The 16537-nt window shown below is 66.9% G+C and carries 17 protein-coding genes; 7 read left to right on the plus strand and 10 right to left on the minus strand.

From position 1 onward, the window contains the following. The first annotated feature begins 40 nt into the window (after positions 1–40). Entirely contained in the window at positions 41–1030 is a 990-nt protein-coding gene (locus tag ACFXB5_RS34395) for an SDR family NAD(P)-dependent oxidoreductase (RefSeq protein ID WP_385215412.1), read from the plus strand. 26 nt (positions 1031–1056) lie between these two features. Here the strand turns inward: ACFXB5_RS34395 and ACFXB5_RS34400 are convergent, their stop codons facing one another. From ACFXB5_RS34400 to ACFXB5_RS34435, 8 genes are all read right to left on the minus strand, one after another. Then, entirely contained in the window at positions 1057–1716 is a 660-nt protein-coding gene (locus tag ACFXB5_RS34400; protein WP_385215414.1) for a response regulator, read from the minus strand. Beyond that, on the minus strand, positions 1713–2873 hold the full coding sequence (locus ACFXB5_RS34405) for a sensor histidine kinase (protein WP_385215415.1): 1161 nt from the start codon (positions 2871–2873) through the stop codon (positions 1713–1715). Before ACFXB5_RS34405 ends, ACFXB5_RS34400 begins: the two co-directional genes overlap by 4 nt. Positions 2874–3011: 138 nt before the next feature. Beyond that, positions 3012–4136, minus strand: a complete 1125-nt coding sequence (locus tag ACFXB5_RS34410) for a 50S ribosomal protein L11 methyltransferase (RefSeq protein WP_385215417.1) — start codon at positions 4134–4136, stop codon at positions 3012–3014. Positions 4137–4298: 162 nt separating this feature from the next. After that, positions 4299–4985, minus strand: a complete 687-nt coding sequence (locus tag ACFXB5_RS34415; protein WP_385215420.1) for a hypothetical protein — start codon at positions 4983–4985, stop codon at positions 4299–4301. A gap of 42 nt (positions 4986–5027) precedes the next feature. Then, positions 5028–6266 carry a WD40 repeat domain-containing protein gene (locus ACFXB5_RS34420; protein ID WP_385215422.1) on the minus strand — a complete coding sequence of 413 codons (1239 nt, stop codon included), beginning with the start codon at positions 6264–6266 and terminating at the stop codon, positions 5028–5030. Positions 6267–6335: 69 nt separating this feature from the next. Next, positions 6336–7757 (minus strand): hypothetical protein, encoded by a 1422-nt coding sequence (locus ACFXB5_RS34425; RefSeq protein WP_385215425.1) that lies wholly within the window; start codon positions 7755–7757, stop codon positions 6336–6338. An 18-nt stretch (positions 7758–7775) separates the two neighbouring features. Further along, positions 7776–7904, minus strand: coding sequence for a twin-arginine translocation signal domain-containing protein (locus ACFXB5_RS34430; RefSeq protein ID WP_385215428.1), 129 nt, complete (start codon positions 7902–7904; stop codon positions 7776–7778). 342 nt (positions 7905–8246) lie between these two features. Further along, complete coding sequence (locus ACFXB5_RS34435; RefSeq protein WP_385215431.1) at positions 8247–9644, minus strand: IS1380 family transposase; 1398 nt, start codon at positions 9642–9644, stop codon at positions 8247–8249. A 396-nt stretch (positions 9645–10040) separates the two neighbouring features. Between ACFXB5_RS34435 and ACFXB5_RS34440 the strand changes: the two genes are divergently transcribed. Together ACFXB5_RS34440 and ACFXB5_RS34445 are read left to right on the plus strand one after the other, a co-directional pair. Next, a complete protein-coding gene (locus tag ACFXB5_RS34440; protein ID WP_385215433.1) occupies positions 10041–10226 on the plus strand; it encodes a hypothetical protein in 186 nt (61 codons plus the stop codon). A 100-nt stretch (positions 10227–10326) separates the two neighbouring features. Next, the gene (locus ACFXB5_RS34445; RefSeq protein ID WP_385215435.1) at positions 10327–10692 is read left to right on the plus strand and encodes a hypothetical protein; all 366 of its coding nucleotides are present in this window, start codon (positions 10327–10329) and stop codon (positions 10690–10692) included. A 157-nt stretch (positions 10693–10849) separates the two neighbouring features. On the opposite strand, the gene ACFXB5_RS34450 is transcribed toward ACFXB5_RS34445, so the two are convergent. Further along, positions 10850–11866, minus strand: coding sequence for an AsnC family transcriptional regulator (locus ACFXB5_RS34450; RefSeq protein ID WP_385215437.1), 1017 nt, complete (start codon positions 11864–11866; stop codon positions 10850–10852). A 470-nt stretch (positions 11867–12336) separates the two neighbouring features. Here ACFXB5_RS34450 and ACFXB5_RS34455 point away from each other — a divergent pair, with 470 nt between their 5' ends. The 4 genes from ACFXB5_RS34455 (at position 12337) to ACFXB5_RS34470 (ending at position 16088) form a co-directional block, all read left to right on the plus strand. After that, on the plus strand, positions 12337–13461 hold the full coding sequence (locus ACFXB5_RS34455) for an FAD-dependent monooxygenase (RefSeq protein WP_385215441.1): 1125 nt from the start codon (positions 12337–12339) through the stop codon (positions 13459–13461). 332 nt (positions 13462–13793) lie between these two features. Continuing rightward, positions 13794–14792 carry an aldo/keto reductase gene (locus tag ACFXB5_RS34460; RefSeq protein ID WP_385215451.1) on the plus strand — a complete coding sequence of 333 codons (999 nt, stop codon included), beginning with the start codon at positions 13794–13796 and terminating at the stop codon, positions 14790–14792. A gap of 171 nt (positions 14793–14963) precedes the next feature. After that, positions 14964–15560 carry a hypothetical protein gene (locus tag ACFXB5_RS34465; protein ID WP_385215443.1) on the plus strand — a complete coding sequence of 199 codons (597 nt, stop codon included), beginning with the start codon at positions 14964–14966 and terminating at the stop codon, positions 15558–15560. A 48-nt stretch (positions 15561–15608) separates the two neighbouring features. Next, positions 15609–16088 carry an AMP-binding protein gene (locus tag ACFXB5_RS34470; protein ID WP_385215446.1) on the plus strand — a complete coding sequence of 160 codons (480 nt, stop codon included), beginning with the start codon at positions 15609–15611 and terminating at the stop codon, positions 16086–16088. On the opposite strand, the gene ACFXB5_RS34475 is transcribed toward ACFXB5_RS34470, so the two are convergent. Further along, positions 16058–16537: IS5 family transposase (locus ACFXB5_RS34475; protein ID WP_385215449.1), on the minus strand; the 480-nt coding region annotated here is incomplete at its 5' end. The genes ACFXB5_RS34470 and ACFXB5_RS34475 overlap by 31 nt on opposite strands.

Below are 16537 nucleotides of genomic sequence, written 5' to 3' on the forward strand. Positions count from 1 at the left end.
AAGTATTCAAAGTACGAGGGGCCCGCCCGAGAGTGGACCCATGCATCACACACAACACCCCCTCGGGTCCGGTTTCACCGCGGCGTCGACGGCCGCCGAGGTGCTCGCGGGCATCGACCTGTCCGGCACCCACGCCGTCATCACCGCCGGCCACGCCGGACTGGGCCTGGAGACCACCCGGGCACTCGGCAAGGCCGGCGCGGCCGTCACCGTCGGCTCGCGCCACCCGGACCGCGCCGCGGCCGCGCTGGCCGGGATCGAGGGTGTCGAGGTCAGTCGGCTCGACCTGCTCGACCCGACGTCGATCGACGCCTTCGCGGCCCGGTACCTCGACTCCGGCCGCCCGCTCCACATCCTGGTCAACAACGCCGGTTTGCCGCTCCCCGAACGCCTGGTGCGCGACGCACGCGGCTACGAGCCGCAGTTCGCCACCAACCACCTGGGCCACTTCCAGCTGACCCTGGGCCTGCTGCCCGCGCTGCGCGCCGCTCACGGTGCCCGGGTCGTCAACGTGTCATCCGGTGGCCATCGACTCTCCGACATCCGCTGGGACGATCCGCACTTCACCACGGGCTACGACGGCCACCTCGCCTACGGCCAGTCCAAGACGGCCAATGTGCTGTTCGCCGTCGAGCTGGACCGCCGCTGGTCCCAGGACGGCATCCGCGGCTACGCCGTGCACCCGGGGGTCGTCGTCGGCACGAAACTGAACGACTCGGTCGGCGAGGAGCAGCAGAGGGCCATGGGGCTGCTCGACGAGTCCGGCCGGCCCGTCGTCGACCCCGACCGCGGGATCAAGAACCCGCAACAGGGGGCGAGCACCACCGTCTTCGCGGCGGCCAGCCCACTCCTCGCCGGGATCGGCGGTGTCTACCTCAAGGACAACGACATCTCACCGCTGGACGAGAACCCGGCCCCCATCGCCTTCGGCACCGACCAGGACCCTCCCGCCGATGTCGTGCCATATGCCATCGACCCGAGGTCCGCCCGGCGGCTCTGGGAGATGAGCGAGCAACTGATCACGGCATGAGCCGCGGTGGTCAGCCGCGTGGCGCGTCAGGTCACCAGACCCTGGCGGTAGGCGTAGACGACCGCTTGCACACGGTCGCGGAGCCCGAGTTTGGTGAGGATGCGTGACACGAAGGTCTTGACGGTCTCCTGGCTGATCACCAGCGTCGCGGCGATCTCACTGTTGGACAGGCCGTTGGCGATGAGGCCGAGCACCTCAAGTTCGCGAGGGGTCAGCGGGATGTCGTGCGGGGCGCCCTCGGGAGGCCGGATCCGGGCGGCGTACCTGCCCACGAGCTGGCGCGTCACCTCGGGGTCCAGCAGGGCGGCGCCCGTGGCCACGGTCCGGATCCCGTGCAGCAGTTGGGACGGCGGTGCGTCCTTGAGCAGGAACCCGCTCGCCCCCGCGCGTAGCGCCTCGTAGACGTATGTGTCCAGGTTGAACGTGGTCACCACGAGCACCTTGACGGGATGCCGCACCGCCACACCGGCCAGCAGGCGGGTGGCCTCGATGCCATTGAGCACCGGCATGCGGACGTCCATCACCACGACGTCCGGGTGCAGCCGGCCGGCGAGGTCGACCGCGGTCTGCCCGTCTTCGCACTCACCCACCACCTCGAGGTCGGGCTGGGCGTCGATGATCGTCACCAGCCCGGTGCGGACCAGCACCTGGTCGTCGCAGACCAGGACCCGGATCGACTCGCTCACGAGGGGCTCCCCGCGGGTATCCGTGCCCGGACGACGAAGCCACCGTTCGTCCGGGCGCCCGCGCTGAAGTCGCCGCCCAGGACGTCGACCCGTTCGCGCAGACCGGCCAGCCCCCGCCCGCTCCCGCCGGGCGAGGCGGTGGCCCGCGAGCCGGAGCCGTCCGTGCTGACCTCCACGGTGATCTCGCTTTCCCCGTGGTGGACTTGGACCGAAGTGCGGCTGCCGTGGGCGTACTTGAGGGCGTTCGTCAGGGCCTCCTGTACGACCCGGTAGGCAACCAGGTCGGCGCTGCCGGTCGACCCCGCCGGTGCGCCCTCCTCGGTGAACTCCACCGGCTGCCCGGACCGGCGGGTCTGCTCCACGAGGGTGCGAAGTCTGCCGACGGTCGGTGCCGTGGCATCCATGCCGTGGTCGGGGTTGATCAGGTCCAGCAGGTGCCGCAGATCGCTGGTGGCACGTCTGCCGGTCTCGGTGACCGCGGTCAGGGCCTGGTCGAGGCGCTCGGGCGCGGCGGTCAGATAGCGTGCCGCCTCGGCCTGTACGACCATCGCCGTCACATGGTGGGTCACCACGTCGTGGAGCTCACGGGCGATGCGGGCGCGTTCCGCGGCGCGGGTGGCCTCGGCGACACGGCGGCGGCGGTCGGCCTCCATGGCCCGGGTGGAGCGCAGCCACGCCCCCATGCCCCAGGGGAGGGCCAGCGCCAGGTAGTACATCGCGAACTCGCTCGGCGTCTCGGCGCCCGAACCGAGCCGGTGGAGCGCGACCGCCAGCGGCAGATACATCACGGAGAACACGAGCGCGGTGGTGCGCCGGTGCCGCTCCAGATGGGACGCCACACTCACCAGCGCGACGGGCATCGCGGTGCCCGCGAACGAGTGGTAGCCACGGAGCTGGTCGACGGCGAAGCCGAGCGACACCAGGGCGAGACAGACCACCGGCCACCGCCGCCGCACGGCGAGCGGAAGGCTCTGGAGGGCGACTGCCACGATGGCCAGTGCGTCGAAGGGGCGGGCAGGCAGGCCGCCCAGCTGCGTCCCGTGGTTCTGGAACGAAGGAATGAGCGCCCCGGCGAAGATCAGCAGCCCGAGCGGGAGATCCCGGACCGTGACATCGAACCGGTGCCATATCTCCGGGATACGTCGAACACTGATCACCGGGCGAGTCTAGCGGTGGTGTCGGGCCGGATGGCGCACCGGAGACAGGCCTCATGGGCCGGTCTGGCGCCGGCCCATGCGAGGACTCCGACAGGTCTCCCCGTCGGTGCGCTTCGGGAGCGGGGCGGGGCCCGTGGATCAGGCTTCGGGGAAGAGCCGGCGATGGAAGAACGTCTCGCGGAAACCGTCCCCATGGTGCGTCGAGCTCCAGCGCAACGGCACCGCCGGACCGCTGTCCCGGTGCAGCTCGCCGATGAGCGCGTAGTCGGGGTGTACGCCGTCGTCGCTGATCGTCGTGGTGAACTCGAAGACGAAACGGTCGCCCGGTCGCACCGGCAGGCCCTCCTCCGACAGCGCCGCGTAGACGGGGGTCCAATCGCTCCATTCGGACAGCGAGTCGATTGGCCCGCCCCCCTCGGCCACCCACAGACGCATGCCCAGCGCGAGCCCGGAGAAGCGGCCGGGCCGGGTGAACGTCAGCTCGGCGCGGTCGACGCCCTCCGGCCGCAATGCGCCGTTGAACTCCAGCGGCTCCACCTCGATGGGGCCGGACAGGTAGGACCGCTCCCGCACCTCCGGCATGTCCTGCAGCCCCCCGAGACAGACCCGAAGGTCGAAGGGGCGGCCCACCGCGGCGAATATCTCTTCCACGAAGCCGAAGGCGACGGACGGGAAACCGGGCAGTTCGCCCCCCGTCGCACCGCACAGGTCCAGGGCCACGGCCGTGGTGGCGCTGCGGTGCGGGATGAACACCCCGCCGGGCTTCACCAGCCGCTTCCGCGCGTCCCGCAGTACCGGCCCCGCGCCCTCGGAGCCGCCGAGCGTGCCGATGATCTCGGAGACGCACATCTCGACGGGCTCGGGGAGCTCGATCTCGGTGGACAGCCCCTCGACCACCGTGATCAGGTCGGCGAAACCCGCCTCCGCGATGGTCTCCCGGGCGATCCGCGCGGATTTGGGCATGACCTCCACGGCCCACACATGCCGCGCTCCGGCGCGGGCGGCGGCCAGTGCCCACACCGCGTCCTGCCCCGTGCCGATGTCGAGCACGGTCCGGCCGGGGGCGTAGCGCCGGACGGCTTCGGCGTACCGGTCCGTTCGACGCTCATCCTTGAGCATCACGTCGTACACGAAGTGGTCGTGGACCGGGTACTCACCGACTGAAGGGAACAGCCATATCGGTGGATTCGACCCGTCGACGCAGGCCCGCACCGGCACCTTATGACCGGGAGTGGCTAACTCTGCCACGTAGGAACGTTGCATCCTCAGTCCTTCGCCAGATCCGTGGCCGGAGCGCCGCGGCTGCTCCGAACGCTAGGGATGTGGCGGCCCAAGATCGTCACCCCATGGAGGACACCTCGGGTAGCTCGCACGGGGGACAGATCATTCGGCAACCCCGACGCGTAGGCCCGGCCCCGGTCGCGTTCACACTTCGGGGTCGATCTTTGAGGAGAGGAAGAACAGACCGAAGGCGATCACCAGGAACAATGCCGCCAACTCACTGTCCCGCAGATACAGAACGACGGTCACGACGAGGGAGGCGAGCCCGAGCAGGCCGGTGATGCGGCCGAGGATCCGCCGGGGGCGGGCAGACGGCCCGGAGAGGTGGTCGAGGTCCGGGTCCTTGGCGTTCTGCCAATGCGGAAAGGGCCCCGGCCGGTAGCGCCAGCCGTCCTCCCTCAGGCGCTGAACCGCCGGGTGGCCACGGGCGTGGCTCAGCGGGCGGGGCGCGAGGCGGCGCCAGGGCAGCCACGCCTGGCGGGCGGCGATCCACACCAGTGCGGGAAGGCAGACCACCACGGCCCAGATCACCGAGCGGACCTTGCCTGCCGATGTGCTCGGCAGAATCCCGAGGAGCGTGTCCAACTCACCACTGGCGGCGTAGGCGATCGGCGCGGCGATGGAAACCGCCAGCATGGACTGCGCGATCGTGTGTCCGACATGGCACCGCTCGCACCGTGGCACACGGACGCTGATGCTCTGCCACTTGGTGCGGACGCCCAGATACCAGGTCGGGCCGGACTCGACATCCCTGTGCAACCCGACGATGCGATCGTGCCGTGTGGCGGTGGTTTCGCCCGCGCAGAACCAGCACTGTCGCAGTCGCGTCATGAGTGTCTCCTGGATCCGGCATGCGATCGGCAGCACACGGGCCTACTCCAGGCCCCACAGGTGGATCGTCCTGTCCTGGAAGCCAAGGGTGGCCAGGGTGCGGCCGTCGGGGCTGAAGGCGAGTTGGGCGATGGAGGGGCCGGGGCTGCTGATGGCGGCTCGGTGTTCGTGGCTGGCAGCATCCCACAGGTGCAGGCGGCTGTAGTCGGTGGTGAGGACGGTCCGGCCGTCCGTGCTGTAGGCCAGGCCGGTGACGGAGCCACTGTGGCCGGGGAGCGGCTTGCCGCGCTCCTTGCCCGTGATCGCGTCGAAGAAGCGGACTTCCGGGGAGTCGTCGGCGACGGCCAGGGTTCCGCTGTCCAGGCTGAACACCATGCGAGTGGCGCCGCCGAAGAAGTCGTCCGGCGGTTGAGGCCGTTGTTTCCGCGTGGCCACGTCCCACAGCCGCACGCCGTCCATGCCGGACTCGTCCACGCCGGCCAGAGTCTTCCCGTCCGGGCTGAACACCAACTGGTGGGCGCCTGCCGACTCCAGGGGCTCGCCCTTCTGCTGATGGGTTGCCACGTCATAGAACCGGATCTCCTGGTCGATGAAGCCGCTGGTGGCAAAGAGCGTGCCGTCCGGGCTGAAGGCGATCGTCTCGAAGGACAGAAGGGGATCGTCGTGCTGGGCGATCTCCTTGCCGTGGGGGCGCAGGGTCGCCGCGTCCCAGAACTGGGCTCTGCTCTCGTGGCCGGTCGCCACCGTCCGGCCGTCCGGGCTGAAGGCCACTCCTTTGAAGACGACGAGCGAGGAGAGCAGGGCTCGCGTCCGCTGTTTGTGGGTGGCCACGTCCCACAGGCGCAACACTCCGTCCTGGGCTTCGCTGGAGGCCAGGATCTTCCCGTCCGGGCTGAAGCACAGTGTGCCGATCTCGCCCTTGTGTCCCTTGAGGGTCGCCAGCGGGCGCAGCCTGGGATGGGCGGGGACGGCGATGGGCGGGGGTGTACGCAGGGGAGTGGGGGAGGGGCTGCCGGACGCATCCTTGCCGGGCTTGCCGCGAGTGGTGTCCTTCCCGCCATCCGAGTCGCCGCCGAAGAGGGCGACACCGGTGGGCACGGCCACGGCGGCGACTGCGACGGCCGCTCCCGCGCCGATGAGCAGACGGCGCCGCGAGGGCGGTCCGCTCAGCTCGTGGCGGAGGCGTTCGCGTTCGGCCAGCAACCGGTCGCGTTCGGCCCGGAGTTGGCTGAGCTCCTCGGCCGCGGCGCCCGCTCCCGTCGTCGTCTCTCGCTGCTCCATGCCCGCTCCCGCCCTTCCCCTGTTCCGCTCCGTGTGATGCACCGACCGCGAGACCGGCCGCTTCGGCGGCTACTCGATCCGCCAGAGCCGTATGGCGTTGTCGTCGTAACTGCCGGTCGCCAGCGTCAGCCCGTCCGCCGTGAAGGCCGTCGGCTGGGACAGGGAGGCGAGCTCCAAGGGCTTTGCGCGTTCCTTGTGCGTGGCCGCGTCCCAGAAGCGCAACACAAGCCCGCTGTAGAAGCCGAGCGTGACGATGGTCTTCCCGTCCCCGCTGTAGGCCAGCGCGCTGACGCCGACGGTGCGGGCGCGCAGTGGTTTGCCGCGCTGGGTGGCGGTGGCCGTGTCCCACAGCCGTACGAGGCCGTCGCCACCCACACTCGCGCTCACCGCCAGGGTCCTGCTGTCCGGGCTGAACGCCATGGCGCCCACACCGCCCTCGTGTCCGGTCAGTGGCTCGCCCCGCCGTCTGCGGGACGCCACGTCCCACAGCCGCACGACACCGTCGCCGACGTGGCTGCTCACGGCCAGGGTCTTGCCGTCCGGACTGAACAACAGTCCCTCGACACCGCCCTCGTGCCCGGTCAGCGGCTCGCCCCGCTGTCTGCGGGAGGCCACATCCCACAGCCGCACGACGTCACCGCCCGGGTCGTTCGTGCCGCCCGCGGCCAGCGTCCTGCCGTCCGGGCTGAAGGCGACCACCTCGAACGGCCGCTGTGTGCGGTCCGGCAGGCTCAGCGACCTGCCACCGCGGTGCAGCGAGGGGATCCGCCAGAACTGCGCCCTGTCCGCGCCACCGGTGGCGAGCGTCGTGCCGTCCGAGCTGATCGCCACGGACTGGAAGACGACGAGAGCGGAGGTCAGCGGCGCGCCGATCCGCCGGTGCTCAGGGACGTCCCACAGCCGCAGGTTGCCCACATCGGCCTCGGTGGAGACCAGCGTCCGCCCGTCCGGGCTGAACCACACCCCGCCGAGGGTGCCGGAGTGGCCCTCGAGAGTGGCCAGGCGGCGGATCGTGGGGTGTGCGGGAATGCTCGTCACGGGGCGTGGGCGCGGCGGCCGGGGGCGAGGGGAGGAGGACGAGCCGTCGTCCCGGGCGAGGACAGCGGCGGCGGCCCCGCCCCCGGCGATCACGACGGCGCCACCGGCGACGAGCAGGCCCCGGCGGGAGACCCCCGCGACGCGCGGATGCGCGGAGGAGGTGTCCGTGCCCGTAGGGGCGTGAGGGTCGAGCGGGGGTTCCTGGGGTGCGCGGGCGACGGGTACGCCATCCGCCCGTTTCCCGACGCCCCCGGCCGCCTCCTCAAACGCGCGGCCGGGCACATCGGTTGAGGCGGCCGTCCGTCGCCGCTCCACCTGGGACCTGAGCTGCCCGACCTCCTCCCGGAGACGGTCACACTCGGCCCGCAGCCGCTCGCCCTCGTCGTCCATATCGCTACTCTCCCCGTCGAGGCCCTCATCGTGTCGGCGGCCGGTGGTGTAGGCCGCGGCCACGGCATACACCACCGCTGATCAGTCGAGCCGCTTCTCGATCTTCGAGAGCTGGAGTGCGGGCCACAGCGGATACGCCCCGAGCCCGGCCACCGCGAGCACCGCGGCCACCACCCCGACCAGCGCGCCGCGGCGCGTCATTCGAACCATGCCCGTCACCGTAAGGACGCCACGTCGGGACCGGTCCCCATCCTCACGCGCTAGGCGGCCTCGCTGAAGTCCGGTGCGGTTCGGTTGCGTCCCGAAGGGGCGCGGGGAACTGCGCGACCAGCCACGACGGCGCCGCAGTCGGCCGACGACGCATCGCGACACTTCCAGCGGAGCGCTTAGCCTCGATCCACCGGTCGGTTCTGAAGTCGGTTTTTGGAGCTCGCTGGGCTGGGCGTGAGTTACCGACCGGATGCAGGCATGGGGTATTTGCTGGTCTGTCCAGCTTTTCCACGTTGTCAGTTTCCGGTTGGGTCCGGGTGAGTGGGGCGGGTGGACAGGGGATCAGGCTGGTTCGGGTGGTGCGTGGACGGTGTCGAACAGGTGTGTCCAGGCGTGTTGCCAGGGCCAGTTGTTCGGCAGGTGCAGGGTGATGCGCCGTGCGGAGCGGGCGATCCGGGCCGGGATCTGGACGAGGTGGGCGCGGAGCGTGGCGGTGGTGGCCTTGGTGTGGAAGACAGAGGTCAGTGCGCCGGTGGCCCGTAGGAGGTTGTAGACCATGGCCCACAGGGTGAGCCAGGCCGCGTTGGCGTGGAAGTGCCCTGAGGGCAGGTGGGCGAGTGCTCCGGCTTTGCTGTCGGCGATGACCTGCTCGACGACCGCGTGGTGGCGGTGCTCGCGTTCGGCCTGGAGCATCGGAGCGGGGTTGTCGGTGAAGAAGGGGTGGTAGCGCCAGACGGGGAACAGTTCGCCCTGCTCGCTGATAGTGGCACATCTGGCCAGGTCGCGGACCCGGCGCACGATGAGGCGGGCGGTGACGCGCTCGCTCTTCTTGCGGCCTGTGAACGCGGTGTAGGCGGGGATCTCGGCGACTTCGGCGTCAAAGATGAGCTCGCCGGTCTCGGGGTCGGGCACGGCGGTGGGGTAGCTGATCTGCTGCCACGCACCTTCCGGGATGCTCAGGACGGCGCGTTTGACGGAGGGGTTCATGCCACAGGTGACCGAGAAGCGGGCGCCGGCCCGGCGGCAGGCGGCGATGACCCCGGCGTTGTAGAACTGCGAGTCCGCCCGCAGGATGCGAGTGCCGGTGCAGCCGGCTTCCACCGCCGTCGCCAGGGCCTCACTGACGAACTTCGGGGCGCCACGGGAGTCGGCTGCCTTGCTGCGGCGCATCCGCACGGTGGCGATCACCGGCCTCGAGGCGGGGGTGCAGATCGTGGCGAGCAGAGGATGCAGGGTGCGGACGCCCTTGAACCGGCGGTACTCCGCGCCCTGCTTGGTACGGCCGTAGACCCTTTTGTGCGTGGAGTCGACATCGATGAACGCCTTATCGCCGCAGCCGGGGAGCAGTGGGGTGTGCGTGGCCAGTGAAGTCAGGAACCTGCGGTGCACGGCGCGCAGTTGGAGCGCGTGACCGTGGGTGAAGGAGCGCAGGAACGTGCCCAGCGTGGACGGGGCACGGATCCCTGCGAACAGGGCCGGCATCGCACCGTGCCGCAGCACGTCGAGGTCGTCGATACTGTCCGCACCCGCGACCATCCCGGCCACGATGCTGGTGACCTTGGCGTCCGCCGCCGCACCCGCACCGTTGGGTGCGCCGGTCAGCTTGACCTTGTCCGTCACCAGACCGGCAAGCCCGCACCGCTCGGCCAGCCGCATCACCGGCACCAGCCCGCCATGCGCGATCAGAGTCCGGTCATCGAACACAGCGGAGACCGCTGCTGGGGTGTGGGAAGCTTTCATCTACGACGTGCCTTGCTGATTGTGCGTGATGGTTGCGTGGTAACTCTCAGCATCGCAGGTCAGCAGGCACCTCTCTTCGTTTCCTCATCCACAGGCTCTCCGCCACTCGGCGGATCAAGGCTTAACGTGGGGCCGACGGCTCGTGGCAACCATTGACACGGCAGCTGTAGTTCCGGTGTCTTCCCTGGTCAGCAGCTCGCGGGGCTGAGTGGGGGTATGGGTACGGCCACCGTGATCATGAACGTTTGTGACGACGTTTCAAGAAGCGGTGGCTGTGGAGGTCACGATAGCCCAGGCTCGGGCATCGATGCACACTGGTTCGCGGGCGACGAGGTCTACTCCGGCCGCGAACTCCGCACGGAAATACGGGCGTTCGGACTCGGCTATGCAGTTGGCGTGTCCCATACACACGTGGTGGCCGACGGAGCGGGCCGCAGGTGGAAGGCCCGCCAGGTGATCAACAAGGTGCTGCCCCACCAGTGGATGCGCATGCAGACCGGACACGATACGAAGGGCACCCGCGAATACGACTGGGCCTGGCTCGACGTCCGGGCGGACGACACCCCCAGCGGACACGCATGATGATGGCACCAGCGTCCTGGTCGCCCGCCGGCACCGATACACCGGCGAGCTCTCCTTCTTCCGCTGCTGGACACCCGGCGACGTCACCCTCGCCCAAATCGTGGACGTGATCTGCCGCAGATGGCGGATCGAGGAGACCTTCCAGCTCGGCAAGACCTTCACCGGACTGGACGAAGGCCAGGTGACCTGCTGGAATTCCTGGATGCGCTGGTCCTTGTTCTCCCTGATCGCCTCAGCCGTCCTCGCACTCACAGCCGCTGCCACGATCACAGTCGGCCCTGTCGGACCGGCCCGGCTCGTCTTGCTGACCTGTCCTGAACTCGTCCGGCTTCTCCGGGCGTTCGTCCTCACGCCACCCGTCCGGGAAGCGGAACACGTCCTGCACTGGATGGCCTGGCGCCGCCACCATCAAGCCGTCGGGCAAGCCTGCCACCAGCGCCGACACGAACTTCAGGACCAGCCATGATCGGAACTACAGCTGCCGTGATTGAAACCGACGAAATGCGAGAGAGCGGAGCGCTTGCCTGTTCGCTGGTGACGGAGGCCGCTGCCTCTCTACGGCGGCGAGGGTTGGCCGGTCGGGGCGCCCGCTGCCGGCCCGGAAACACGGTCGGTGTGTTCTTCTACGTGCGGGGAGTGCCTCCGCGGTCATGCGAGGCGCCGGTCAGCTCAGACTCGTCGGGGACGGCGTCGGTCTGCTCGTTGCCAAACCTTGCCAGATGCTTGCCGAGTATGTCCGCCAGTTCCTGGGATCGGACGCCTAGATCCTCTCGGTAGGTGATAATTCCGTTCCAGTAGAGACAGAGCGTTCCCCGCAAAGTATCGCCATTGCGAACCGGCATGCCGAACCAACTGTGGTAGCCCTCTGAGGCGACGAGATGACTGATGGACTCGAAAAGTGGATCAGTCTGCGCATCCGCCACAAACAGGTGCTGATGGTGCCTGACGACATTCGGTACGGTGAGCGCACTGTCGCGACCCATCATACGAATCTCCTCGACGTAGCGAGAGGAGAGGCCGCGCCAGCGCATGCTCTTCGTCCAGGAGCGAGCGTCCGGTCCGGTCAGCCAGGAATCGTCAGCCGAAACGTGCACTCGATCGGCGCCAAGCAGTTCAGTGGCCGCGTCGCAAACGAGGTCGAGCAGCTCTGGTAGCGACTCGGCGGAGGAAGCCCGTACTCCGAATTGTTCGAACACGGCAGCACTTTCGCCGGTCTTTGATGAGATAGTCTCGACGATGTGCGTGGATCTTGAGTCATCGATTCCGGCCGCCCGCTCGACGTGGTTCACGTAGAACGTCAGTGCATCGCTGTCCGAGTTGAACGATGCCATGACGACCAGCTCCCAGTTGCCGGTCGTCATGTGGACCTCGTCCACTTCCGGCAGCGCGGAGAGCCGGTGAGCGACTGCGAATCGTTGACCGCTCTCAGCGCGTACCAAGACGATCAGCCTCGAACGCGCCGCGCTGCGAGCCAGTGTGGCTCCGATTCGCATCCCGTCGCGCTCGGTCAATCGACGGATCCGCTGACGAACCGTCTTCTCCGACACTCCGACGTGCCCAGCCAGCTCCAGATTGGACATCCGGCCATTCTCCGCCAGCAATCCGAAGATCCTCTGATCCAGGGGATCAAGTTCCGACATTACATCTCCTTGACTCGGACATGAGGTGCTGATAGCTACCGGCATCCGACCCGACGCCGCCGATAGTCGGACCATGGTATGCCTTGTAACGACCTAGTCTGCACCGTTGCGCGCTGGCGAGACGGTTCGGCCCACCGCGGCTCTAGTAGTCATGGCCCGCCTGCTCCTGCTGTCCGCGTGATCGCAAGTCCCGCCGAAGGGTCGTGCGGTCGCTGAGGTCGTGGTCGGGCTGCGCCCTGACCTGGGCCCTCTTCGAGAGCGCGACTGCTGGGCGTTTCTGGGACGCGGCCGCTACGACCATGCCGTCGCTCGTCACTGTTGCCGATGCGGACGCCGCGCCACGCTTGAACTGCACGCACGTGCGCCGAATTTCGGACCTACTTGTTCCTTGACTCGGCAAGAGTCGGGCGGGTAGCGTCCATCTGAGGCGATAGAGGACTGAAATTCGGATTCGCAACGCGAGGAACGATGTGACGTATCCATCGACGGTTGGCAACGACGTGAAGTCGCGCGGCCGGGTGATCGTGGCCGGTGCGGGCATGGTCGGTTTGTGTTCAGCGCTGTCGCTGCGTCGGGTGGGGTTTGAGGTCGGGGTTCGAGAACTAGCGCCGGGGATTAGGGAGACCGGTGCTGCGCTCGGAGTTTGGCAGCACACAATCACCGAACTTGAACGTCTTGGGCTTGGTTCGCGGCTGTCCGAGATCAGGGCCGAACCTAGCTTCCAAGGCTTTCGCGACCCCTCCGGTGCGCTGATCGACGTGAGCGACATGCCGCCGGGGCGTACGGTGCTTCGCCAGCGGCTCAGCGCGTTGCTCGTCTCCGCTGTCGGCGAAGAGAATATTCGCACTGGTATGGGAGTGGTCGATTACGCCGAGGACGAGTCCGGCATTACCGTGCATTATGCCAATGGCGATCGCGAGTGTGCGGATTTGCTCGTCGGCGCCGATGGCCTGAACTCCCGGGTCCGCAGGAAGCTCATTCCGGGCTCGGAAAGCCATTATTACGAAGACGGTCACCATGTGTGGCGGGCGGTACTGCCGTTCGACGGGGATCTCGGCGATGGTTACCTGACTATCGGGCGTGACCGTACCCGCGGCGCGGTGACGCGGCTCGCCGACGGTTCCTGCTTTTGGGTGCTAGCCCAGTTGGGTTTGACCGACGAGGTCGCCGGAGACCCCAAGCAGGAGGCCCTTGCCAGGGTTGAGAATCTGTACGACGGGGATTCCGAGTTCCTGCTGCGCAAGGTCATCATGGCTACTCCCGAAGACTCAGTGATCTACAGTCAGGTCGCCGTGGTTCCGGAAATCCCACGCTGGAAGGGCGGGCGGGTGGTGCTCGCCGGGGACGCCGCACACGCTATGTCCCCCCATATTGGATCTGGTGCCTCGCTTGGCATCGAGGACGCTTATGTCCTTGGCGACCGGCTCATGCACAACGACATCTCCTCGGCATTGGACAGTTATGAAGCCGACCGCATCGCCCGATACAAGCTGGTGCGCGAGCACGCCAAGGCCATGGCGTTGGCGGAGACGCCAGCGGACTACATGGAACGCTTTTCCCGTTTCGTGAACTGGCTGAACGACACCGCGGCATAAGAGAACAACCTAGAGTTCCTTGTGGCGGTGGTGGGCGGGACAGAAAGGCTGTTCCCTGGACCCAAGAAACGGAGACACCGTCACGAGAGCTTCTTCGCTGTTGGGCCGGCAGAGAAAAGAACCGGGAGACCAACTCCCGGGGGAACCTCACGGTAACTGTGTGGTACTAGCTGCGGGTCGCGCAGCGCGAGGCCCATCGACGATGCTGATAAACACACTGGCGCGACCGTAATAGTTCGAATATTCGACTTAACAAAGATGTCCCCAGGCCGTGCCGCTCAAGGTGGGCTGTTGACGGGCCTTCGGCCCAAGAAGTGGAGGCTGTGATGGAAATGCGGCGACTGGGCACGCAAGGCCCGACCGTATCAGCAATCGGGCTGGGGTGTATGCGGATGTCGAACTACCAGGGCTCGCACGAGACCGAGACCCCTGAGAGCGAGGCAGACAGCATCGCCACGATCCATACGGCGCTCGATGCAGGGATCAACATGCTTAACACGGGCGACTTCTATGGAATGGGCCACAATGAGATGTTGATCGGTCGGGCGATCAAGGGGCGGCGTCGCGACGATGCCGTTATCAGCGTCAAATTCGGGGCGCAGCGGTCTCCTACCGGAGCGTTTTTGGGCTTCGACATGCGGCCCGCCGCCGTCAAGAATTTTGCTTCCTACTCGCTTCAACGGCTGGGTGTCGATGTCATCGACATTTATCAGCCGGGGCGCATCGACCCGAATGTTCCGGTTGAGGATACGGTGGGCGCTATCGCTGATCTCATCCAGGAGGGAAAGGTCCGTTACCTCGGCCTTTCCGAAGCCAATGCAGAACACCTCCGGCGGGCCCATGCCGTCCATCCTGTCGCCGCGCTCGAGATCGAGTATTCGCTGGCAACGCGGCTAATCGAGCCGGAGATCCTGCCCACAGCACGAGAGCTTGGAGTTGGCATCGTCGCTTACAGTGTGGTGGCGCAGGGCCTGCTGTTGGGTAACATCGAATGGCCTCTGCCGGCCGACGATCCCCGCGGTCAAAATTTCCCTCGCTTTCAGGGGGACAATCTTCTCCACAATCTCGAACGCGTGGCCGTCCTTAAAGAGTTGGCGGCGGCAAGGGGTGTCTCGCCGGCACAGGTCGCGATCGCGTGGGTGCTCTCGCGCGGTGACGACATCGTGCCGCTGATTGGGATGAGCCGGCCGGGGCGGTTGCCCGAGAATCTCGGCACCTTGGAGATTCAGCTGAGTCCCGACGAGCTGGCGACGCTCGACGAGGCATTCGCACCAGGCGCGATCGTCGGCGATCGGCAGCCCACCCGTTTCAAGCATCTGGCACCGGAGTGAAGCCAAATGTGTGACAACGAGCGATCGCGCTAACGCCACACAGGAGAACGCATCGTGGCTGATATGTAGGCGGTGCAGTACGGCAATTATGGTGATCGCACGCAGCACTCTGTGATAGGTACGGCTGAGCGAAGGAGTTTTGTAATGCCAGTTGCTCCGTGGAGAAGGGTCTTGCTTGGCGAGATCGAGACCGGGATTTCGAAGTTTGAAATTGCGGAAATCGAGTCGACAGACCCGAATGGTTATGGTGCTGGGTTTATTTGGGGTTTCGATGAGACTCCGACCCTCCCCTACTATCCGGATGAGCCATACAAGGTTCGCAGCGTGTTGGCACCTCCTGGAGGAGTGCGAGTGTTCGGCGCGCATTTTCCCCCGCTGTCGCGTTTGGCAGAGATGGAATGGTCCCCGGGTTCCGAGGAGCAGAGGAAGCTCATTAACGCGCAGCCCAGCGGGATTCACTGGTATGACGGCGTTGGGTTTGGATGCTTTCATTCTCACGACAGCATTGCCATCGACACCGTCGTAAGCGGAACGATCGCAGTTGAGGCATCTGACGGAACCCGTGAAGTCCTTAATTCGGGTGACGTGGTCGTCTTTTGCGGTTCGAATCACCGATGGCAGGTGATCTCCGATGAGCCGTGCACCGTACTCGTCACGGAATTCCATGCGACGCGACGCCAGGGTGAGGAGCCTTCCGGAACGATGGAAGACGTGAGGATGCGGATCGCCGCGCTAGCAAACGAATTAGAAGTCGGGCAGGAACCCTGATGCAGGCATCGTCTTTGAATTTCCTTCCCAAGAACCAGAGGGAAAACCGTGTACCTAACTCAAGGCCTGCACCGCTCGCTCAGAGAGAGCCCGAATGCGCCCGCCACGATCTTCGGTGACCGGGTGCGAACCTTCTCGGATCAGGCCGATCGCGTTGCCAGGTTTGCCGGAGCGCTCCGAGAGTTCGGGGTGGTCGACGGCGAGAGAGTGGGCATCCTGTCCCACAACTCCGATAAGTATCTCGAGGCTCTCCTTTCTGTTCCGTGGGCCAACGGCGTGGTTAACCCGGTCAACTACCGCTGGAGCCCAGCTGAGATTATCTACTCGCTGAAGGAGTCTGAAACCGAGATTCTTCTGGTCGATGACACGTTCGCCCCGGTCGTTTCCGAATTGAGCCAGGGATATGAGGGACTGCGTATCGTCGTCTACATGGGCGACGGGCCGCCGCCGCTCGAAGATGCCGTCGGTTACGAAGACTTGATCGCTAAGAGCTTGTCTCACGTGGTGAGTTTCGCGAGCTTTTTGTAGCAGGTCAGGGCGGCTGCGAGGCCGAGGAAGGCCAGGAAGTGTGTGCCCTTTCGTTCGTATCGGATGGTCAGGCGCCGGTAGCCGAAGAGCCACGAGATCGACCGTTCGATCTTCCAGCGGTGTCGGCCGAGGCGTTCGCTGGACTCGATTCCGGGACGGGCTATACGTGGGACGATGCCACGGTTGCGTAGCCACGTCAGGCGCTCGGTGGAGTGGTACGCCTTGTCCGCGCGGAGCCTGCCGGGCCGGCGTCGTCGCGGTCCGCGTCGAGACCGGATCGCGGGAATGCCCAGGATCAGTGGCAGAAGTGCCTGGCTGTCGTGAACGTTCGCGCCGGAGACGCCGAGGGCGAGGGGTAGGCCCTGGGCGTCGGACAGGACGTGCAGTTTGCTGCCCTTCTTCCCCCGGTCGACCGGATTGCGCCCGGTCAGCGATCCCCCTTTTTCGCA

This window comes from Streptomyces sp. NPDC059455 (assembly GCF_042750115.1).
In the GTDB taxonomy this organism is placed as follows: domain Bacteria; phylum Actinomycetota; class Actinomycetes; order Streptomycetales; family Streptomycetaceae; genus Streptomyces; species Streptomyces endocoffeicus.

Excerpts from the sequence above, each read along its gene's own strand:
- ACFXB5_RS34395 (WP_385215412.1), top strand. The coding sequence starts at position 41 with ATGCATCACACACAACACCCCCTCGGGTCCGGTTTCACCGCGGCGTCG.
- ACFXB5_RS34410 (WP_385215417.1), bottom strand. The coding sequence starts at position 4,136 with ATGCAACGTTCCTACGTGGCAGAGTTAGCCACTCCCGGTCATAAGGTG.
- ACFXB5_RS34415 (WP_385215420.1), bottom strand. The coding sequence starts at position 4,985 with ATGACGCGACTGCGACAGTGCTGGTTCTGCGCGGGCGAAACCACCGCC.
- ACFXB5_RS34420 (WP_385215422.1), bottom strand. The coding sequence starts at position 6,266 with ATGGAGCAGCGAGAGACGACGACGGGAGCGGGCGCCGCGGCCGAGGAG.
- ACFXB5_RS34430 (WP_385215428.1), bottom strand. The coding sequence starts at position 7,904 with ATGGTTCGAATGACGCGCCGCGGCGCGCTGGTCGGGGTGGTGGCCGCG.
- ACFXB5_RS34435 (WP_385215431.1), bottom strand. The coding sequence starts at position 9,644 with ATGAAAGCTTCCCACACCCCAGCAGCGGTCTCCGCTGTGTTCGATGAC.
- ACFXB5_RS34450 (WP_385215437.1), bottom strand. The coding sequence starts at position 11,866 with ATGTCGGAACTTGATCCCCTGGATCAGAGGATCTTCGGATTGCTGGCG.
- ACFXB5_RS34460 (WP_385215451.1), top strand. The coding sequence starts at position 13,794 with ATGCGGCGACTGGGCACGCAAGGCCCGACCGTATCAGCAATCGGGCTG.